The 17,935-nt window shown below is 41.3% G+C and carries 12 protein-coding genes; 3 read left to right on the top strand and 9 right to left on the bottom strand.

The annotated features are described in order from the left end of the window. Positions 1 to 228: 228 nt before the first annotated feature. The 5 genes from V7K42_RS11395 to V7K42_RS11375 all read right to left on the bottom strand — a co-directional run bounded on the left by V7K42_RS11395 (position 229) and on the right by V7K42_RS11375 (position 6,580). Positions 229 to 822: a cytochrome b/b6 domain-containing protein gene (locus V7K42_RS11395; RefSeq protein WP_334916206.1), complete on the bottom strand. Its 594-nt coding sequence runs from the start codon at positions 820 to 822 to the stop codon at positions 229 to 231. Between the two features lie 382 nt (positions 823 to 1,204). Then, the gene (locus V7K42_RS11390) at positions 1,205 to 2,734 is read right to left on the bottom strand and encodes a PAS domain-containing sensor histidine kinase (RefSeq protein WP_334916204.1); all 1,530 of its coding nucleotides are present in this window, start codon (positions 2,732 to 2,734) and stop codon (positions 1,205 to 1,207) included. A gap of 283 nt (positions 2,735 to 3,017) precedes the next feature. Further along, positions 3,018 to 3,338: a hypothetical protein gene (locus tag V7K42_RS11385; protein WP_334916202.1), complete on the bottom strand. Its 321-nt coding sequence runs from the start codon at positions 3,336 to 3,338 to the stop codon at positions 3,018 to 3,020. 131 nt (positions 3,339 to 3,469) lie between these two features. Next, complete coding sequence (locus tag V7K42_RS11380; protein WP_334916200.1) at positions 3,470 to 6,070, bottom strand: tetratricopeptide repeat protein; 2,601 nt, start codon at positions 6,068 to 6,070, stop codon at positions 3,470 to 3,472. A 75-nt stretch (positions 6,071 to 6,145) separates the two neighbouring features. Beyond that, entirely contained in the window at positions 6,146 to 6,580 is a 435-nt protein-coding gene (locus tag V7K42_RS11375) for a hypothetical protein (RefSeq protein WP_334916198.1), read from the bottom strand. 158 nt (positions 6,581 to 6,738) lie between these two features. Between V7K42_RS11375 and V7K42_RS11370 the strand changes: the two genes are divergently transcribed. Beyond that, positions 6,739 to 7,431 (top strand): PD-(D/E)XK nuclease family protein, encoded by a 693-nt coding sequence (locus V7K42_RS11370; RefSeq protein ID WP_334916197.1) that lies wholly within the window; start codon positions 6,739 to 6,741, stop codon positions 7,429 to 7,431. A 74-nt stretch (positions 7,432 to 7,505) separates the two neighbouring features. Here the strand turns inward: V7K42_RS11370 and cls are convergent, their stop codons facing one another. The 4 genes from cls to V7K42_RS11350 form a co-directional block, all read right to left on the bottom strand. Further along, a complete protein-coding gene (gene cls / locus V7K42_RS11365; RefSeq protein ID WP_334916195.1) occupies positions 7,506 to 8,948 on the bottom strand; it encodes a cardiolipin synthase in 1,443 nt (480 codons plus the stop codon). Between the two features lies 1 nt (position 8,949). Then, the gene (locus V7K42_RS11360; protein WP_334916193.1) at positions 8,950 to 9,795 is read right to left on the bottom strand and encodes an endonuclease/exonuclease/phosphatase family protein; all 846 of its coding nucleotides are present in this window, start codon (positions 9,793 to 9,795) and stop codon (positions 8,950 to 8,952) included. Positions 9,796 to 9,930: 135 nt separating this feature from the next. Beyond that, on the bottom strand, positions 9,931 to 11,145 hold the full coding sequence (locus V7K42_RS11355) for a DUF790 family protein (RefSeq protein ID WP_334916191.1): 1,215 nt from the start codon (positions 11,143 to 11,145) through the stop codon (positions 9,931 to 9,933). Next, positions 11,075 to 12,679: a DEAD/DEAH box helicase family protein gene (locus V7K42_RS11350; RefSeq protein WP_334916190.1), complete on the bottom strand. Its 1,605-nt coding sequence runs from the start codon at positions 12,677 to 12,679 to the stop codon at positions 11,075 to 11,077. The genes V7K42_RS11355 and V7K42_RS11350 overlap by 71 nt, the downstream gene beginning before the upstream one ends. Before the next feature lie 241 nt (positions 12,680 to 12,920). On the opposite strand from V7K42_RS11350, the gene V7K42_RS11345 reads away from it, so the two are divergent. Further along, positions 12,921 to 14,222, top strand: a complete 1,302-nt coding sequence (locus V7K42_RS11345) for an adenylate/guanylate cyclase domain-containing protein (RefSeq protein WP_334916188.1) — start codon at positions 12,921 to 12,923, stop codon at positions 14,220 to 14,222. Positions 14,223 to 14,474: 252 nt separating this feature from the next. Continuing rightward, a complete protein-coding gene (locus V7K42_RS11340; RefSeq protein ID WP_334916186.1) occupies positions 14,475 to 17,594 on the top strand; it encodes a PAS domain S-box protein in 3,120 nt (1,039 codons plus the stop codon). Positions 17,595 to 17,935 lie beyond the last annotated feature (341 nt).

Genomic DNA, 17,935 nt, shown 5'->3' with positions numbered 1-17,935 from the left:
TTGTAACCACTCCTCCAAACCAGCGATTAGTTCTTCAGATTCATAACGCACAGGCATCATCTCTGGATTTGGATCGAGTCCTACAAATAGTAAACTTTGATTTTGCAAGATATTACGGTTCAATTTATCAAAAAAGTTCATATTTTTTAAATAGTCATTTGTTATTTGTCATTGGTCATTTGTTATTGATTATTGCGCTTTCCTACTTTTCCGATCGGAGTTTATTTACTAAAACATTGATTCTGTTAATTCAGTACCACCAGCTTTTTGCCCTAATTGATAGTGAATCACTGCAAATAAGATAACTATTGGCACGGAGGCAAAGTGAACAATTCGCAATGCTTGCCAACTGCCAAAAAAATCCACAATCCAGGGAAATTGAGCAGGTTTATACATTCCTATTCCTGTAAATAATGCCAGCAGCAAAATAGGAATAATTGCTGTATAAGCAATCCGATGCCAAGCATAAATTAGGCGTTTGGAATTGTGACTTTTTTGTAATGCTTTGAAGTCATTTGCACCTACAAACCGATGTCGCCAGCGCCGAGTAATTAAAACATAAATTCCATACCATAAAAGATTCAGCGAGAATAACCACATTGCGGCAAAATGCCAGTGTCTCCCCCCTGCAAGCCAACCTCCTAAAGTAAATATCGGAGGAATGTGCAAACCCGCACGTCCACCAAATACAGGGTTGGCATTGTAAATTTGTAGTCCACTGGTGAGCATGATAAATAGACTGATGATGTTACACCAGTGGAAAATTCTGGCTGCGATCGCTTGAGTGGGTAGCTTTCGAGTTTGAGAGGAGGTCAAATTCATAGATTTTGACTGATAAAATTTGCTGTTTATCTGTCTTGGGTAGTGGCCAAGCAAGTTTGCGGGTGGGTATTACTCACCTTTACTTTTTCATCCCATGATTCAGTATTTTGACATTGATGGTCTACATCTGCTGTTTTAACTGTCAGTTTAGGTAGGCTGAAGCCTTTTTCATGGATTCAACCATTGCAGGAGTATACGCCGATCGTTAGTGCAATGCCTACGGCGGGCTACGCCTACGCGGTGATTGTCATAGAAAGTGTACTGATGGCTTGTGCTGTAATTTAGGCGTTCAGAAGACAAAACCAAATTTATCGACCTGCATTGTGAATGTGGCGATCGCCTGACTTCCAAAAATTAACACCTCTTACCCCAGGCTAATTACTTAGAAGCTGGCGTGTTGTCTAATAGCAGCATAGTGTCTTGCTGTTGTGTTCATCTCAATAACTAACTCTGTGCCTTGACCTAGCTGAGAATTACACTTAAGTTTACCTTGATGTCTTTCAACTATAATTTCCCGACTAATTGATAGTCCCAATCCCTTACCTTTACCTACTGGTTTGGTGGTAAAAAATGGTTCAAATATCTGTCTTTGAATCTGTGGAAGTATGCCTTTCCCATTGTCAGAAATGTAAATGATAACTCTGTGTTTTTTTTCTTTATGTTTGTCATTTACCCAAAGTTCATGACTATTTACTAATGACAAATGACTTTTTAGAATTTCTGTATGAATAAAAATTTTGGGCGTAAAGGAATAATCATATTTCATCCTTTCTTCTAAAGCATCAATGGCATTAGTTAAGATGTTCATGAATACCTGATTTAGATCGCCAGGGTAACACTCGATTAATGGCAATTCCCCAAAGTCTTTAATTACTTCAATCCTGGCTCGATCGGGCTTTTCTTTCAGCCGATGTTGCAAAATCCTCAGAACACTATCAAGTCCTTCATGCAAGTCAACCTTTTTCATTTGACCTTCGTCAGAGGTTGAAAAATTCCGCAAGGCGAAAACAATTTCTTTGACACACTCAGATCCGGCTCGCATTGACCATAGCAATTTTAAAAAGTCTGTCTTTACGAAACCAAGGTCGAGGCGTTGCAGATGTAAGGCTATAACTGGTGTCGGTGTGGGATAGTAATGTTGGTAAAGTTCAATGATTCTGATTAAATCTTCAGCGTATTGACTGGCAGGATGGAGATTGCCGTAGATGAAACTAACGGGGTTGTTAATTTCGTTAGCCATATCCGCCACCAGTTGACCGAGGTTAGCCATTTTCTGGTTCTGCAATAACTGCCTTTGAGTATATTTAAGTTCCTCAAAGGTAGTTTCTAGCTGCTGTGATTTTTCTTTAACTTGGTCTTCGATAGATTGGCGTTGAGTAATTTCTTTTTGGAGTTGTTCAAATAGTTGGTATTGTTGAGTAGACATCGCCTTATCGTGACTAATATCCTTGTGCGTCCCCGCCATCCGTAGTGGTTTACCGGATTCATCCCACTGAAATACTTTCCCACAAGTCAGAATCCACTTCCATTCACCGGATTTAGTCAACATTCGCAATTCAACTTCAAACACAGGCGTGAATCCTTGGAGATAATCGTGCAACACCTGACGAATTCTCGGTAAATCTTGTGGATGTACAAGTTGCTCAAAGGATTTATGCTCATGAGCAATTTCGTCTACTCCATACCCCAGAATTCCCTTCCACTGGGGATCGTAATAAGTTTTATTGGTTATGAGATTCCAATCCCACAACCCCAAACCACTGGCTATTAATGCCATTTGTAAGGCGGCTTGTGAGCATTGACAAGGCTCTAAATTTTCTGGAGATAAGTCTTTTGATTCTGGGAAACTCTCGGAATCTTGCACTAAAAATGGAGCTTCCGGTTCATAGGTAGCGGGTTTTTCGATATGCATAGCTGCTGGTACGGTGAGGAAGATATCCTGTAGGTCACTCTCTACGCTGTCTTAGCACCCTGACGATTTTATAGATAAATCGTCTACTTAGTTGATTAGGCTGTAACTTTGGTCAGAGATATATCAGCCCACATCATCAAATTGGATAGAATTTACAAAAAGGTAAACAGATTAATGTAACCTCTGTTGCGATCGCTGCGGCCATTTTTTATAAAAAATAGCTACATTGTGTGCATCTACATTCTAAGATATGTCTAAAAAAAGTAGTTAGAATCACATAAAATCACCCTGGAAGAATGGAATAGCCTTTAAGATTTGCCGAGAAGCGATCGCAAGCTTTCGGCTCAATGTATATACCAAAATGAATGTGTGAATTACTTAAATGAGAAAGTAAAAGCTGCTTTTGAGAAAGCAAGAGCTTCTTTTGCTTGCGGAAAACACCAAAATGAGAAAGCAAAAGCTGCTTTTGAGTAAGTAAAAGCTTCTTTTGCTTGCGGAAAACACTAAAATGAGAAAGCAAAAGCTGCTTTTGAGTAAGTAAAAGCTTCTTTTGCTTGCGGAAAACACCAAAATGAGAAAGTAAAAGCTGCTTTTGAGAAAGCAAAAGCTTCTTTTGAGTAAGTCAAATGGCATTTTGAGTAAATAATCAGGCATTTTTACTTAGTTCAATATGAATTTTAATTTATGCGATCGCACTTTTCAGTTTTATCGCGGTCATCTTTGCACAAAACTTGCCTATTCTGGGTTTGTGGGGAGGCGATCGCGAAGAATTGCCAAATTTTCACAACACTTGACGGTGCGGGAATGATTTACCCCTAATCGTTGCTCGAAAATCTCCAATGCTTGCAAATACAACGGTTCAGCTTCAGTGTAACGTCCTTGTAAGTAGTAGAGTTTTGCCATATTATTGAGGCTAGAGGCGACATCTGGATGTTTTTCACCCAGCAGTTTGCGCCTGAGTGCCAATGCTTGGATTAAAAGGGTTTCGGCTTCGCTGTATCTGCCTTGAGAAAAGTAGAGTACTGCTAGATTGTTGAGGCTTTCTGCAACAAATGCGTGTTCTTCTCCCAGCAGTTGAAGCCTGAGTGCCAAAGCTTGGATGTAAAGGGGTTCGGCTTCGCTGTATCTGCCTTGGGAGTCGTAGAATGCCGCTAGGTTGTTAAGGCTAGAGGCGACATCTGGATGTTCTTCTCCCAGCAGTTGACGGCTGAGTGCCAAAGCTTCAATGTACAAGGGTTCAGCTTCGCTGTATCTGCCTTGGGAGTCGTAGAATAACGCTAGGTTGTTGAGGCTAGTAGCGACATCTGGATGTTCTTCTCCCAGCAGCTTGCGCCAGAGTGCCAAAGCTTGAATTAAAAGAGGTTCGGCTTCGCTGTATCTGTCTTGGGAGTAGTAGAGTAACGCTAGGTTGTTAAGGCTAACGGCGACATCTGGATGTTCTGCTCCCAGCAGTTGACGCCTGAGTGCCAAAGCTTGGATTAAAAGAGGTTCAGCTTCGCTGTATCTGCTTTGGGATTCGTAGAGTCTCGCTAGGTTGTTGAGGCTAAGTGCGACAGATGGATGTTCTTCTCCCAGCAGCTTGCGGTAGAGTTCCAAAGCTTGGATGTAGAGGGGTTCGGCTTCGCTGTATCTGTTTTGGCAGTCGTAGAGTCTTGCTAGGTTGTTGAGGTTAAGTGCGACAGATGGATGTTCTTCTCCCAGCAGTTTGCGCCTGAGTGCCAATGCTTGGATGTAAAGGGGTTCGGCTTCGCTGTATCTGCCTTGAGATACGTACAATGCTGCTAGGTTGTTTAGGCTACGTGCGACAGATGGATGTTCTTCTCCCAGCAGCTTGCGCCAGAGTTCTAAAGCTTGGATGTAAAGGGGTTTAGCTTCGCTGTATCTGCCTTGATATCTGTAGAGTCCCGCTAGATTGTTGAGGCTAACGGCGACATCTGGATGTTCCTCTCCCAGCAACTTGCGCCTGAGTGCCAATGCTTGAATTAAAAGGGGTTCTGCTTCCGTGTATCTGCCCTGGGAGTTATAGAGTAATGCTAGGTTGTTGAGGCTTTCTGCAACCAATGGGTGTTCCTCTCCTAAGCGTTTTGTGGTTACTTCTAGACACTGCTTGTACCAAGGGAAAGCTTGGTTATACAACCCTCGACCATCGTAAAATAGAGCGTTTCCGACGAATGCCCAAATTAAATCATCATCGCTGACGTATTGAATCAGATTCTTCGCTACCTCAGCTATATGAGGTATGACCGGAGAGACAATGGTGATTTGCTCAAGGGTGGGAGTTTCAGAAATATCTTTGGCGATCGCTACCATTACCTCGCAAAGCGATCGCTTAAATTCCTCTACCTGTTCTAAACCTGTACACTGATATTGGAAAAACTCCCGCAGCAGTGGATGCAGTTGGTAAACTCCCTCACCTTTGCGCTGAAGTAAATGCAGATTCAGCAAACTATCGTCTCTAATTTCTTCTAAATCTTCAACATTTTCTTCTGGTAAACACTGTTCCACCAACTTCCAAGGTATAGGTGCGGCAGCAAATAAACTCAATAAACAACCCAATTGCTTATCTTTGTCCTCTAATTCTTGCCAACTCAACTCAAAGGCTGCTAACACACCTCGTTGTGCTGTCATGTTACCTTCTGACTTGGACTTAGAGAGAGAACGCTCATCTAGCCGTTTTTCTTTTAATCGCCGCAACATTTCTGTTACAGACAAATCCCGTTTCCGCGCTAGATATCGCCCCACTAATTCCAAACCCAAAGGCAAATATCCCAGCCACTCACACAATTGATTTGCTATAGCTAATTCTTTTTCAATTCGCCCCGGTGTATCTTTGAGTAAAGACTTTAATAACTCCAGCGCCGCTTCTGGTTGCAGCACATCCAAAGATAATTGTGCTATGCCTCCAAAGTACTGACGTGTAGTCATCAACACTTTAAACCGGGAAGATGGCGATGGTAGATAAGGCTTGACTTGCTCGTAATCGCTGACATCATCCAACACTAGCAGCACATCACCCTCACGCCAAAGCCGAAAGCAATATTGGACTTGCGCGAGTAATTTTTGGTTAGGATCTTCTGTTAAATTCTCTGGCGGGTTTAAGTCAAGCTGCGTTCTGGCAAACTGCACAACTTGAATCCCCACATCTCCAGCTTTTGCCAGCAACCAGCAAATTCCACCTTTGTAAATTTCACGGTGAGCCTTTGCATATTGTAAGGCCAATTCTGTTTTACCCAGTCCGCCCATGCCAGCGATCGCTGCGATCGCCACCTGATTATTTTCCTGCAACATTTGATGCAGGGTTTGCAATTCAACTTCACGTCCAACAAACTTCACCACCCCACTCAGGGGAAGATTTTGCGGTGTTTCAGTAGAGGGATTTAACTTTACCCGTTCCCGTTCGGGCGACTGTAGTCAGAAGATATTAGTACCAGTGAAAGTATTTCCCTGAATAACGTTTTTAATAGACTCAGCTAATTTTGTAGAATTGATGACGGTTGCTCGTTGTGAGTTGAGGTCATTTGCTAACGCCTGAACTTTTGGCGCTACTTGAGGATCGGCATTTGCGGCTGCTTCCACTTCTCGTACAGATTGAGCAATTTCGGTATCTGCGTCTGCTGCTGCTTTCAACTCCAGCACTGCTTTACCATAATCTAATGGCTGCTGTGGATTTTGCTGTGTCGCATCCGCTAACAAAGGCAACTTATTTTTATAATGTAGCTGTTCGATTAACTCACGACTTTTGTTTAATGCAGCTTCACCAAGCTTTTCGCCAGTTTTTTCTAGGGCTTTAGTTAAAACTATAGTAGCGATCGCAGTTGCAACTGCTGTTAATGTTACAGGTTCCATAATTGAGTAATGAAATACGACATCGCACTTGGAGATACAAATGTAGCTCTCTCTATTTCGGAAATATATCACACACATTTAGCAATTATCTTCATATCCCGCCTTACAATTTATTCACTTTCCTTCTTGAGGGAATCTCAAACTCAACACACCAACTGATGCAATTTGATACCCAACTGCTACCACACATTAATGCCACATCCAAGAGAGAAAATGGTAAACAATATTATGTAGATGCCAAGGGAAATCGCTTCCCTAGCGTTACTACAATCCTTAATGCCACCAAATCACAAGCAGACCGAGACAGATTATTAAACTGGAAAGCGCGTGTTGGGACAGAAGAAGCTACCCGCATTACTACATCTGCTAGTCGTCGGGGAACCCAAACACACAAACAAATTGAGCGCTACCTCCTTGGACAAAACCCTGTTTGTCCCGAAGCGAGTCGCCCTTATTGGGAGAGTATCAAGCCAGTTTTACAACAAATCGACACAGTAAGACTTGTAGAAGGCTCTGTTTTTCATCATGATTTGAGGTATTCTGGCAAAGTTGATTGTATTGCCAGCTATCAAGGTATTCCCTGTATTTGCGAGTGGAAAACAGCAGACAAACCCAAAGGTTCAATTGAGCATTTATATGAATATCCACTGCAACTTACGGCGTACATAGGAGCAGCCAATGAGTATTATCGAGATTATGGCATTCAGCTAAAGCACGCTCTTTTGGTAGTAGCGATTCCAGAAATGCCAGCAGAGATATTTTGGTTTGAATCAGCACTCATCAAAGATTACTGGGAGCAGTGGGAAAAAAGAGTTGCCCAGTTTTGGGAACGCAAAAGTGTTTGGGGTTAGTCAATAGGATTGCAGAGAAGTTTTTAGCAGATATGAAAATTTTCCGATTTAGAGTTAGAGGCAATTATTAATAATTAAAGTAAAGGAGTCAGCAATCGAGAAACTCTTACAGCTAACTTGAACCAAAAAGGTTTTTTATCGTACTCATGAAGATCGACAGCAACACAGACAGCTAAATCATCTTCTAACATCTTTTTCACACTTTGGATAAACCCAAGTTCGGTAATAAAACCCATAACTTCAAAGTTGAGATAAAAAGAGCGATTATCTAAGTTAACAGTTCCTACCCCTGCTATCTTCTCATCAATGACTATAATTTTCTGGTGCATAAACCCATTTTTGTAACGATACAACTTGATACCGATTTTTTCCATTTCGGTGTAGTAAGAGAAGGAACATAAATAAACAAATAAATGATCGGGTCGATTTGGTAAGAGAATTCGCACATCTACACCTCGCATTGCTGCCAGTTTTAAGGCTGACAATGTTGCCTCATCCGGCACAAAGTATGGACTAGCAATCCAGAGGTGAGTTTGAGCTTGATTAATTAATTCAACGAAAAAAAGCTTACAAGCTGGTAGCGAATCTGCGGGGCCTGTAGGAAGAATGAATGCAGTTTGATTAATTTCTCGATTAATTTTTACCTGCCAATTAACTTCGAGAAGTTTTCGAGTTGCCCAATACCAATCTCGCACAAAGGAATTTTGTAGGCTTTGTACAGTTGGGCCTTCGAGCATGATATGGGTGTCGCGCCAGGGACTCAATCGAGGATTTTTTCCTAAATATTCGTCGCCAATATTCAGTCCACCTACAAATGCTATTTCTCCATCTACCACCAGAATTTTCCGATGATTGCGAAAATTAAATTGGAACCGATTACCCTGTCCTTTGGTGGTATTAAATGCACTCACTGTAATTCCATGCTGTTCTAGAGACTCGATATAAGGGCGAGATAGTTTTTTTGAACCAATTTCATCGTAGAGAAAGTAAATGCTTATTCCTTCTTTGGCTTTAGCAATTAATGCTTTTTTAAACTCATTACCTGCTTGGTCATCGTTAACAGTATAGAATTGGAATAAAATATAATTTGTCGCCGATGCAATCTTTTTCAGCATCGCTTCATAAGTTTGCTGACCATCAATCAGTAATTCGGCAGCATTGCCTGATGTGAAAGAAATTTCTGTAAAAGCTTCAGCTAATGGTTGCAATTCGGCTAAATTATCTGGTAGCGCGACCTGAAATTTAATAACTTCACTATAAGTCTCATGAATAAGCTTGTAATGTTGTGCATAGACTGAGCGCAGTGTTTCAGCATATCCATGAAATTTAGTTCTTCCTAAAATCCAATACAACGGAATAGCAAGCCAAGGAAAGGTAATTAAAGAAATGCTCCAGGCAATTGCCCCTTGAGAAGAACGCACATTCATCACTGCATGGGCTGCATGTGCAACTCCCGCAACATGAGCAACAACTGTAGCTGTGCTAAAAATAGCTAGAACACCACTATCTACAAGCATATTAATCTTTTTGAGTATTGATATAAGTAAATTCTGCCAGCAAAGGCTTGTGATCGGATGAACAAATTTTATCTAGCACCTTTGCACTGGCTTTCTTCACACTGAGATTTCGATAAAAGATATGATCTAAAGGGGGTGATAACAGAAAGCGTTTAATTTTCTCCTTCTCATGAGGTGCGAAAATTACTGGCGTTAATCCCAATTGAGTTGTTACTTGATTGAGGAGAACTGCTCTTTTTTGACTCCAGGTATTGAAATCTCCTGAAAATATTAGTGGGCCACGATGTGTAGATAATGCTAGCTCTAATTCATTTAGTTGTATTTTAAATTTATTTAAATCTACAAAATTGATAAGATGACTATTGATTGTCAGGATAGTTGTACTTTGATCGGATAGCAGATACTCAGTAACTAAAGAAATTTTAGGAGTTCTAACAATCGGCTCAAAATGTTTAGTTGTTATAACTTTTTTTGTAAGTGGACTGATTGTAGCTGCTGTGAGAATTCCTGAATAGGTTTGATGATGAATATCTACAAAGTTAGGAGCAAAACTCCAATTCATGTTCAGCCATGTTTCTAATTTATCTGCTTCTACTTTTAGGGAAAACTCTTGTAAAAATATGAGGTTGGGTTGGTAAGTTTCAATTATTGTGGAAAAATCTTTTAACCAATTTTTATCATAGTTTTGTTTAGCAATATTCCAGCTAAGAACTTTAATCGATTTACTATTAATTTCTGTTTGAAGGGAATTATTTTTATCAATCGTGAGTTCTTGTAAACGAAGAAATCTATAAGATGGAATAAATTTAGTAACAAGAGTGTTTACGTGTTTTTGAATATTAGGCATCACTAATATTAAACTATATTTTTTCTAGCTTAACGCGATTGGATAGTCGTTACAGAGTTATGTTACAAAAACTTGGAAAGCTTGGATAGATAAGCTGTGCCCCTTACTACTGAATTTGAACCCCTATATCCTTAATCAATCCATTACAGCTAACACAGCTTTCGGCAATAACTTATCTTTAAACCAAACAATTCTGGCGGGGACATCATTTAATTTTACTCCCGCTTTTTCTAAATTAAGTCGTTCAGAAATTGCCAAAATTAAGTCATCGCGTCCAGCCCGCCGCACCTGAGAAAACTTTTTTTGTAAATATTCTGGCCGCCAATAACCAACAATTTCTAATAAGAAGGTGCGTCCATCCTTATGCACCAAACGAAAATCGGGAATCATCACACTACCAGGAATTGGGATTAAATCAACTTCTCGCTCTAACGCCCAACCACTTTTTAACGCATCCCACTTATCAGCAAAGGATGCTTCTAGCATACTATCGTAGGGTTTCCCTGGTGGATAATGGGATACTAAACCACATTCAGAATTGAGGGTGAAACGTCCAGTTTTCCAAGCATTTGTATAAGCGTCGCGGGTTTGGAGAATAGAAGAAAGACTCCACTTCGTGACATGAAGTAAAGCGGGAATAAGTTTAGCGATCGCTAACCCATATCGCGTACTAGAATTAAACAAACTCGTCGGCCCGTCTATCGTAATTGTAAACCCGTGGTCAGCATCGCCCTCAATATAAGCCATCAATTGAAACAACTTTAAATAGCGAAATAACAGCTTATATTCCCCCGGAACATTCCGATGAGCATTTAACACCAATTGACTGGCCTTATAAAACACACCCTGCACCTGAGATAAGTTATATCGATTTAACAAATCTGGCGCTATTGGTGCATCAAAAACAGTCAAAATTTTATTTTCAGATAAATCAGCATATAACCCATTCCGAACCTGTTCCAGTAAAACTTCGCGCTCAAGTTCTTGAGTTAACTCATCAGCAATTTTACTCAGAGTAACTTGTGTTGATTCTCGACTAGAAACAGACTTTGCAGCCAAAGAAAACACTCGTTCTCTTAACATTTGTGGTTCTAAAGGACTAACCACCTCAAAAGTACAAAAACTGCTTTTGAGAATATAAGCTAATCCCCGCTTCACCCGATAATCTGTAGAATCTCCTTCAAAATCAGTCAGTTGTCGCTCAAGCACACCTTGAGTTTTCCCCACTGCTGATTGAAAATAATTAATTAACTCAATCGCCAACTCCGAAGTTCCTCGATCAATCTTCAGTCTCTTCGGAACGATCTCCTCCCCGTTTTGGCGATGCATCAGTAAATCTGTCGGTAACATCTGAATTTTGAATTTTAGATTTTGAACTTCCCGTTGAATAATTAATTTCTAACTGTTCCGCAGCCTTCAAACTCCGTTCCTTCCCACTCCCATACACAACCTGTAACTTTCCCTTCCTCTCTTTTTCTCCCCCTGCTTCCTCTACTTCCCCTGCCTTTTCTATCTTCCTCTCCCCTCTTCTCCTAGCCGAAGTCCCCTCCTCACTCGTATCCTGTGCCACCACCTCATATAAAATCGCCTGCTTATTCTCAATATTCCCCTTCCGTAAAATCCTCCCCAATCGCTGAGTATACTCCCTAGCCGAACCCGTCCCCGATAAAATAATTGCAACAGAAGCTGCCGGCACATCAACCCCTTCATTCAGCACATGAGAAGCAACCAAAGTATTATATTTACCCTCTCTAAACTTAGTTAATATCTCATGCCGTTCTTTCACAGGAGTTTGATGAGTAATTGCCGGAATTAGCAACTCTTGAGAAATACGGTAAACCGTCGCATTATCAGCAGTAAAAATCAAAATTCTTGCCGGATAATGTTCTGCCAATAAATTAATCAAAATTCGCAACTTCCCATCAGTCCCTAAAGCGATATCTTTCGCTTCTCGATGCGCTAACATTGCTCTCCTTCCAGATTGCGATCGCGCACTCATTTGCACAAACATTTGCCAACCTTGCAGACTCCCCAAAGAAATCTTAGATTGCTTCAAAAAATCATTGCGCGTTTGAATTAATTGATTGTATCTTTCCCGCTCAAGTTGCGATAACTTTACCTTAATTTGGACAATTTCATGTTCTGCTAACGCCTTCCCCGCCAAATCTTCAGCGCGTTTGCGATATACTTCTTCACCAATGAGGATATTTAAGTCAGCGTGTTTCCCATCGGTGCGTTCTGGTGTAGCAGAGAGTCCCAGACGATAAGGTGCGATCGCATATTCAGCAATTACCCGATTAAAATCTGTTGGTAAATGATGACATTCATCAAAAACAATCAACGCATATTGATTTCCCAACGCCTCAGCGTTAATTGCTGCACTATCATAAGTTGCAACTAAGATAGCCGTTCTATCCCGCGAACCACCCCCCAGCAATCCCACCTCAGCATCGGGGAAAGCCGCTACCAAATGTGCATACCACTGATGCATTAAATCTAAAGTTGGCACAACAATTAGCGTTGTGCGCGGCGTTGACTGCATCGCCATTTGTGCCAAATAAGTCTTTCCCGCCGCCGTGGGAAGCACAACTACTCCCTGCCTACCCGCCAGTTTCCAAGCCGCTAGCGCCTCAGTCTGGTGAGCATAGGGTTCCATTTCCAGAGTGGGAACCAAATCTACAGGATAAAATTGCTTTGCCTCATCGATAAAATACACATCTTCCGCTTGTAGTGCTTCCACTAGCGATCGGTATCTAATGGCTGGAATGCGGAATTTTTCAACTCTATCATCCCACGTAGCATAATCCATCCAACCTTTACCACGTGGTGGTGGATGCAAAATTAATGTGCCACGATCAAAATTTAGTGTAGGGGTACGAGCCATTTATGGGGATTGGGGATTGGGGATTGGGGATTGGGGATTGGGGATTGGAGATTAGGGATTGGGGATTGGGGATTGGGGATTAGGGATTAGGGATTGGGATTAGGAAAGTTCTTCGTTAGTCTTCAGTACTTAGTATCTAGTATCTAGTAACTAGTCCCCAGCCCCCAGTCCCCAGTCCCCAGTCCCCAGCCCCCAGTCCCCAGTCCCCAATCCCCTTGATTACTAATAACGCAAAAAGTGTATGATTCATCCAAGTAACTCAGATAAAACCCAATTAGATGCGCTCATTAGTCATGGAATGTCCCATCGGGAAACCAAGAATAACCTTGCGGCATCCTATCAAGAACAACGAAAGAGCTTTCTACTAAAACGGCTGCAATTACAAGCGCAGATTCTTCTGGTAGCCGGCTTGACTTTAATCGCTTTTTTCCTTTGGGCAAATTCAAATTTAGAAGCCAAGATATACGCCTTTAAAATTGGGGCTGTAGTAGAATTATTTATTCTTCTTTGCTGGGGTTTATGTAAAACTCCTATCGGCCGCCGCTATCCTGACTTAATTTTTTTGAGTTTATCCTGGGCTGTAACTTGTGCTGTCCAAGTAGATATAGCTTTGCTCTTTAATAGTCTAGAACCTAGAACCAATATTTGGACTTTGATGTTTCTCACTCAGGCGACAATCATTCCAGTCCAATGGTGGATGCATTTAATATCTCAACTCGGAACCATAATTTGCTATTTAACCTTATATCTCTTATATAATCCCATTTTGAAAAATCCCTCAGCTTTTTATGTTGAACAAGGATTATACTTTTTTTGGACTTGCATAATTTGTGTATTCTCCGTCTATTTATACGAGCGTTTGCGAGAAAAAGAGTTTTACGCGCGTAAAGCAATGGAACTAGCACAGCAAAAATCTGAACGGCTGTTACTAAATATCCTGCCAGAGATGATTGCAGAACAATTAAAACAACAGCCTACAACTATTGCTGATAGCTTTCTGGAAGTTACAGTATTGTTTGCCGATATTGTCGGTTTCACAGAGCTTTCAACTCGGACATCTCCTGCGGAATTGGTCGAGTTATTAAATACAATATTCTGTTTGTTCGACCAATTAGCAGAACTTCACGGGGTAGAGAAAATCAAGACTATTGGCGATGCATATATGGCTGTTGCCGGATTACCAAATCAGTCTACAAACCATGCTTCAGTAATAGCTGATATGGCGTTGGATATGCAAAATGCTATAGCTACCTTCAATACAGAAAACAATCAATTATTTAGTATCCGTATTGGTATTAGTACAGGGCCAGTAGTAGCAGGGGTAATTGGTCTGAAAAAGTTTGCTTACGATCTCTGGGGAGATACAGTAAATACTGCTAGTAGAATGGAATCACATGGAATAGCAGGTAGTATCCAGGTTTGTGAAGCAACTTATCTGATTTTAAAGGATAAATACTTGTTAGAAAAGCGAGGTTTAATTCAGGTTAAAGGTAAAGGAGAAATGATGACTTATATCCTCAAAGGAATGTATTTGAAGACTTAATGTAACTATGCTTTTTGAATGGTATGCGAAAATTTAAAGTCTATAATTAGAGCGATAAATATTAGCTATTAAACCTTTTGTAAAGCTGAATTTTACTACTTTACATAGATTCACAATAACCAACTGCTTGGATGTGTATTTTTCCGATGCATAATAAATGTGGAGCGATGTCTACGATGAGCTACGTCTAGGCATTATCTAGCTGATTTTGGGAATAATCCTTTAGCTAGCTGCATAAAAGGAGAGGCCACATTGAAAGGAACACGTTTCCTTCTATCACCTTATGGTGTTGCATTATTGGCTGTTAGTAGTGCATTATTACTAACACTATTGCTACAGCCACTACTGAAACCAACTATTTTCTTGCTATTTTTTGCTGGCGTGGCGGTTAGTGCCTCGTATGGCGGTATGGAAGCAGGGTTGATGGCTAGTGCTTTGTCTACTTTAGCCGTCAGCTATTTTTTCTTGGAGCCTGTGTTTTCGCTTTCGGTTGCGAATCTAGACAGCATCAGACGGTTAGGCTTGTTTGTTTTGGTGACGACATTCATCAGCTTGCTAAATTCAGAGTTACGCACTGCTAAACAACATCTTCAAGTCAGTTTGCAGAAGTTACAAGCGAGCGAGGCAAAGCTGAGAAGGTTGGTAGAGTCCAATATTATTGGGGTAATTGTAGCCAATATGGACGGTGCGATCGCAGAAGCGAATGATGCTTTTTTACGAATGGTAGGTTATTCGCAAGAAGATTTAGTTGCCGGGCGGGTTCGATGGCGTGATATGATCTCACCAAAATATATTGAAGCAAACAACAGTGCGATCGCAGAACTTAAAACCAAAGGTGTGTGTCAGCCTTTTGAGAACGAATACATCGGCAAAGATCAAACCTGTGTTCCCATCTTGTTAGGTTCTGCTTTGTTAGAAAATAATCCTAACGATATTATCTCTTTTGCACTTGATTTAAGCGATCGCAAACAGATAGAGCTTGCCTTATGCAAAAGCGAAGAACGCTACCGCGCTTTTTTAGAGCAGAGTTCAGAAGGTATTTGGTGCATCGAACTAGAAGTGCCAATTTCGCCAGACTGTCCAGAAGATGAACAAATTCAAAATTTTTACCAATATGTTTACTTAGCAGAATGCAACAATGTGATGGCGCAGATGTATGGCTGTTCTCGTGCCGAAGAAATTATCAACGCCAGATTAGGAGACTTTCTCGTTCCCTCCGATCCACATAATATTGAATACCTGCGTAATTTTATCCGTTCTAACTACCGACTAATTGATGCAGAGTCTCACGAAATAGATAAGCAAGGGAATTCTAAATATTTTTTGAATAATCTGGTGGGAATTCTCGAAAATGGGCTTTTAGTTAGAGCCTGGGGAACTCAACGCGACATCACAGAACGCAAACGAACCGAAGCAACACTACACGAACGAGAAGATGAACTGCGGCTAATTACAAATGCTGTACCTGTCCAGATTTCTTATGTTGATACCCAACAGCGTTATCGCTTTAATAACAAGGGATATGAAGATTGGTATGGGCTTCTCGCTTCTGAAATTTATGGTAAACACATCAGAGAAATTCTCGGAGAGTCAGTTTATCAATCAATTCTTCCTTATGTAGAAGCAGTACTTTCAGGAGAACAAGTAACTTACGAAACCCAATTACCCCATAAAGATGGTACACACCATTACATAAATGTAAATTACGTTCCCCAATTCAATCAGCAACGAAAAGTTGAAGGATTTGTTGCTCTAATCACAGATATTACACTTCATAAATTAGCAGAAGCAGCCCTCAAACAAAGCGAGAAACGGTTAAAAGCATTAACCGAAAAAGTCCGCATGATTCCTTGGGAGGTAAATGCCAATACCGGAAATTTCACTTATGTAGGGCCGCAAACCGTTGAGATTCTTGGCTATTCATTGTCAGACTGGTACATCGATAATTTCTGGGAACAACACATGTATCCAGAAGATCGGGAATGGGCTATTAAGTATTGTCAAGAATCTTCTTTAACACTGGATAATTATGAATTTGAATACAGAATGTTAGCTGCTGATGGCAGAATCGTCTGGCTATATGACATTGTTAATGTCGTGCGGGATGAGAATGGGCCGCAGCTACTACATGGATTTATGCTCGATATTACCGATCGCAAACAAGCAGAGCAAGAACGCGAACAACTGCTTGAGCGCGAACAAGCAGCACGTGCCGATGCAGAAGCTGCAAACCGGATGAAGGATGAATTTCTCGCTACACTCTCCCACGAACTCCGCACACCCTTAAACGCCATACTAGGTTGGACGCAGCTACTTAGAAATCGCAAGTTTGATGAAACTACTACTACACGGGCGTTAGAGACAATTGAGCGTAACACTAGATCCCTGGCGCAACTAATTGAAGATGTTCTAGATGTGTCACGGATTATTAAAGGCACACTTCATCTAGATATGCATCGGATAAAACTTGTACCACTTGTAGAGGCGGCAATCGATACTGTGCGCCCAGCAGCCGAGGCTAAAGAAATTAGCATCAACTGTAGATTTGATGGTGAAGTTGGGGTAATTGTGGGTGATGTCAACCGCTTGCAACAGGTTGTGTGGAATTTGCTCTCTAACGCTGTCAAGTTTACACCCAAGGGTGGAAGAGTTGATGTGCAATTGGAACGAATTGAATCTTCCGTGCAAATTCGAGTCAGCGATACAGGAATGGGAATTGCTGGGGAATTTCTCCCCCATGTATTTGAGCGCTTCCGTCAAGCTGATAGTTCAATTACGCGATCGCACGGCGGACTAGGATTAGGGTTAGCGATCGTCCGCCACTTGGTAGAATTACACGGTGGCACAGTCTCTGTAGAAAGTCCAGGAATCGGACAGGGAGCGACATTCATTGTCAATCTACCCATGAAGGCCGTTTATGTAGAAGCTAATACAGCAAAGCAGCTTTCATCTCTAACAGATATCCAAGAGGCTAACAATTACTTGCCCAGGCTAGATAACTTGCGAGTGCTGATCGTTGATGATGAGGCAGAGGCGCGTCATTTACTCACCACAATTCTGGAACAGTATGGGGCGCAAGTTATAGCAGTTTCATCTGCAAGCGATGCACTACTTGCTTTACAAAAAGTTTGTCCTCATATAATGGTGAGCGACATCGGTATGCCACAAGAAGATGGCTACGCACTAATTCGGCAAGTGAGGGCGCTACCAGCAGAACGAGGAGGGCGGGTTCCAGCAGTGGCGCTGACAGCTTATGCTAGAGCGGAAGATCGCACGCAAGCGTTGTTAGCAGGCTTTCAACTCCACGTTCCCAAGCCAGTGAATCCCGCCGAGTTAGCTGCTGTAGTTGCCAACCTGACTGGACGCACTTGAATAATTAAAAATTAACGCGATGTGCGACTTATTCTTAAAACCCCGCTTCCATTCCTCTCCCCGAAACGACTACGGTGTATACACAAGTTGACCAGTATAGGTTTCAATTATAGTAGTTTCGTAGGATGCGTTATGGAAACCCAAAAATAACAAATGAGTATGCCGAAATAACAAATCAGTACTCCGAAATAACAAATGAGTACTCCGAAATAACAAATGAGTACCCCTAAATAACAAATGAGTATGCCGAAATAACAAATGAGTACTCCGAAATAACAAATGAGTACCCCGAAATAACAAATGAGTACTCCGAAATAACAAATGAGTACCCCGAAATAACA

Origin of the sequence: Nostoc sp. (assembly GCF_036917455.1) — a bacterium.
Classification (GTDB): Bacteria; Cyanobacteriota; Cyanobacteriia; order Cyanobacteriales; family Nostocaceae; genus Nostoc.
This window is presented reverse-complemented; position numbering and strand designations above follow the sequence as displayed.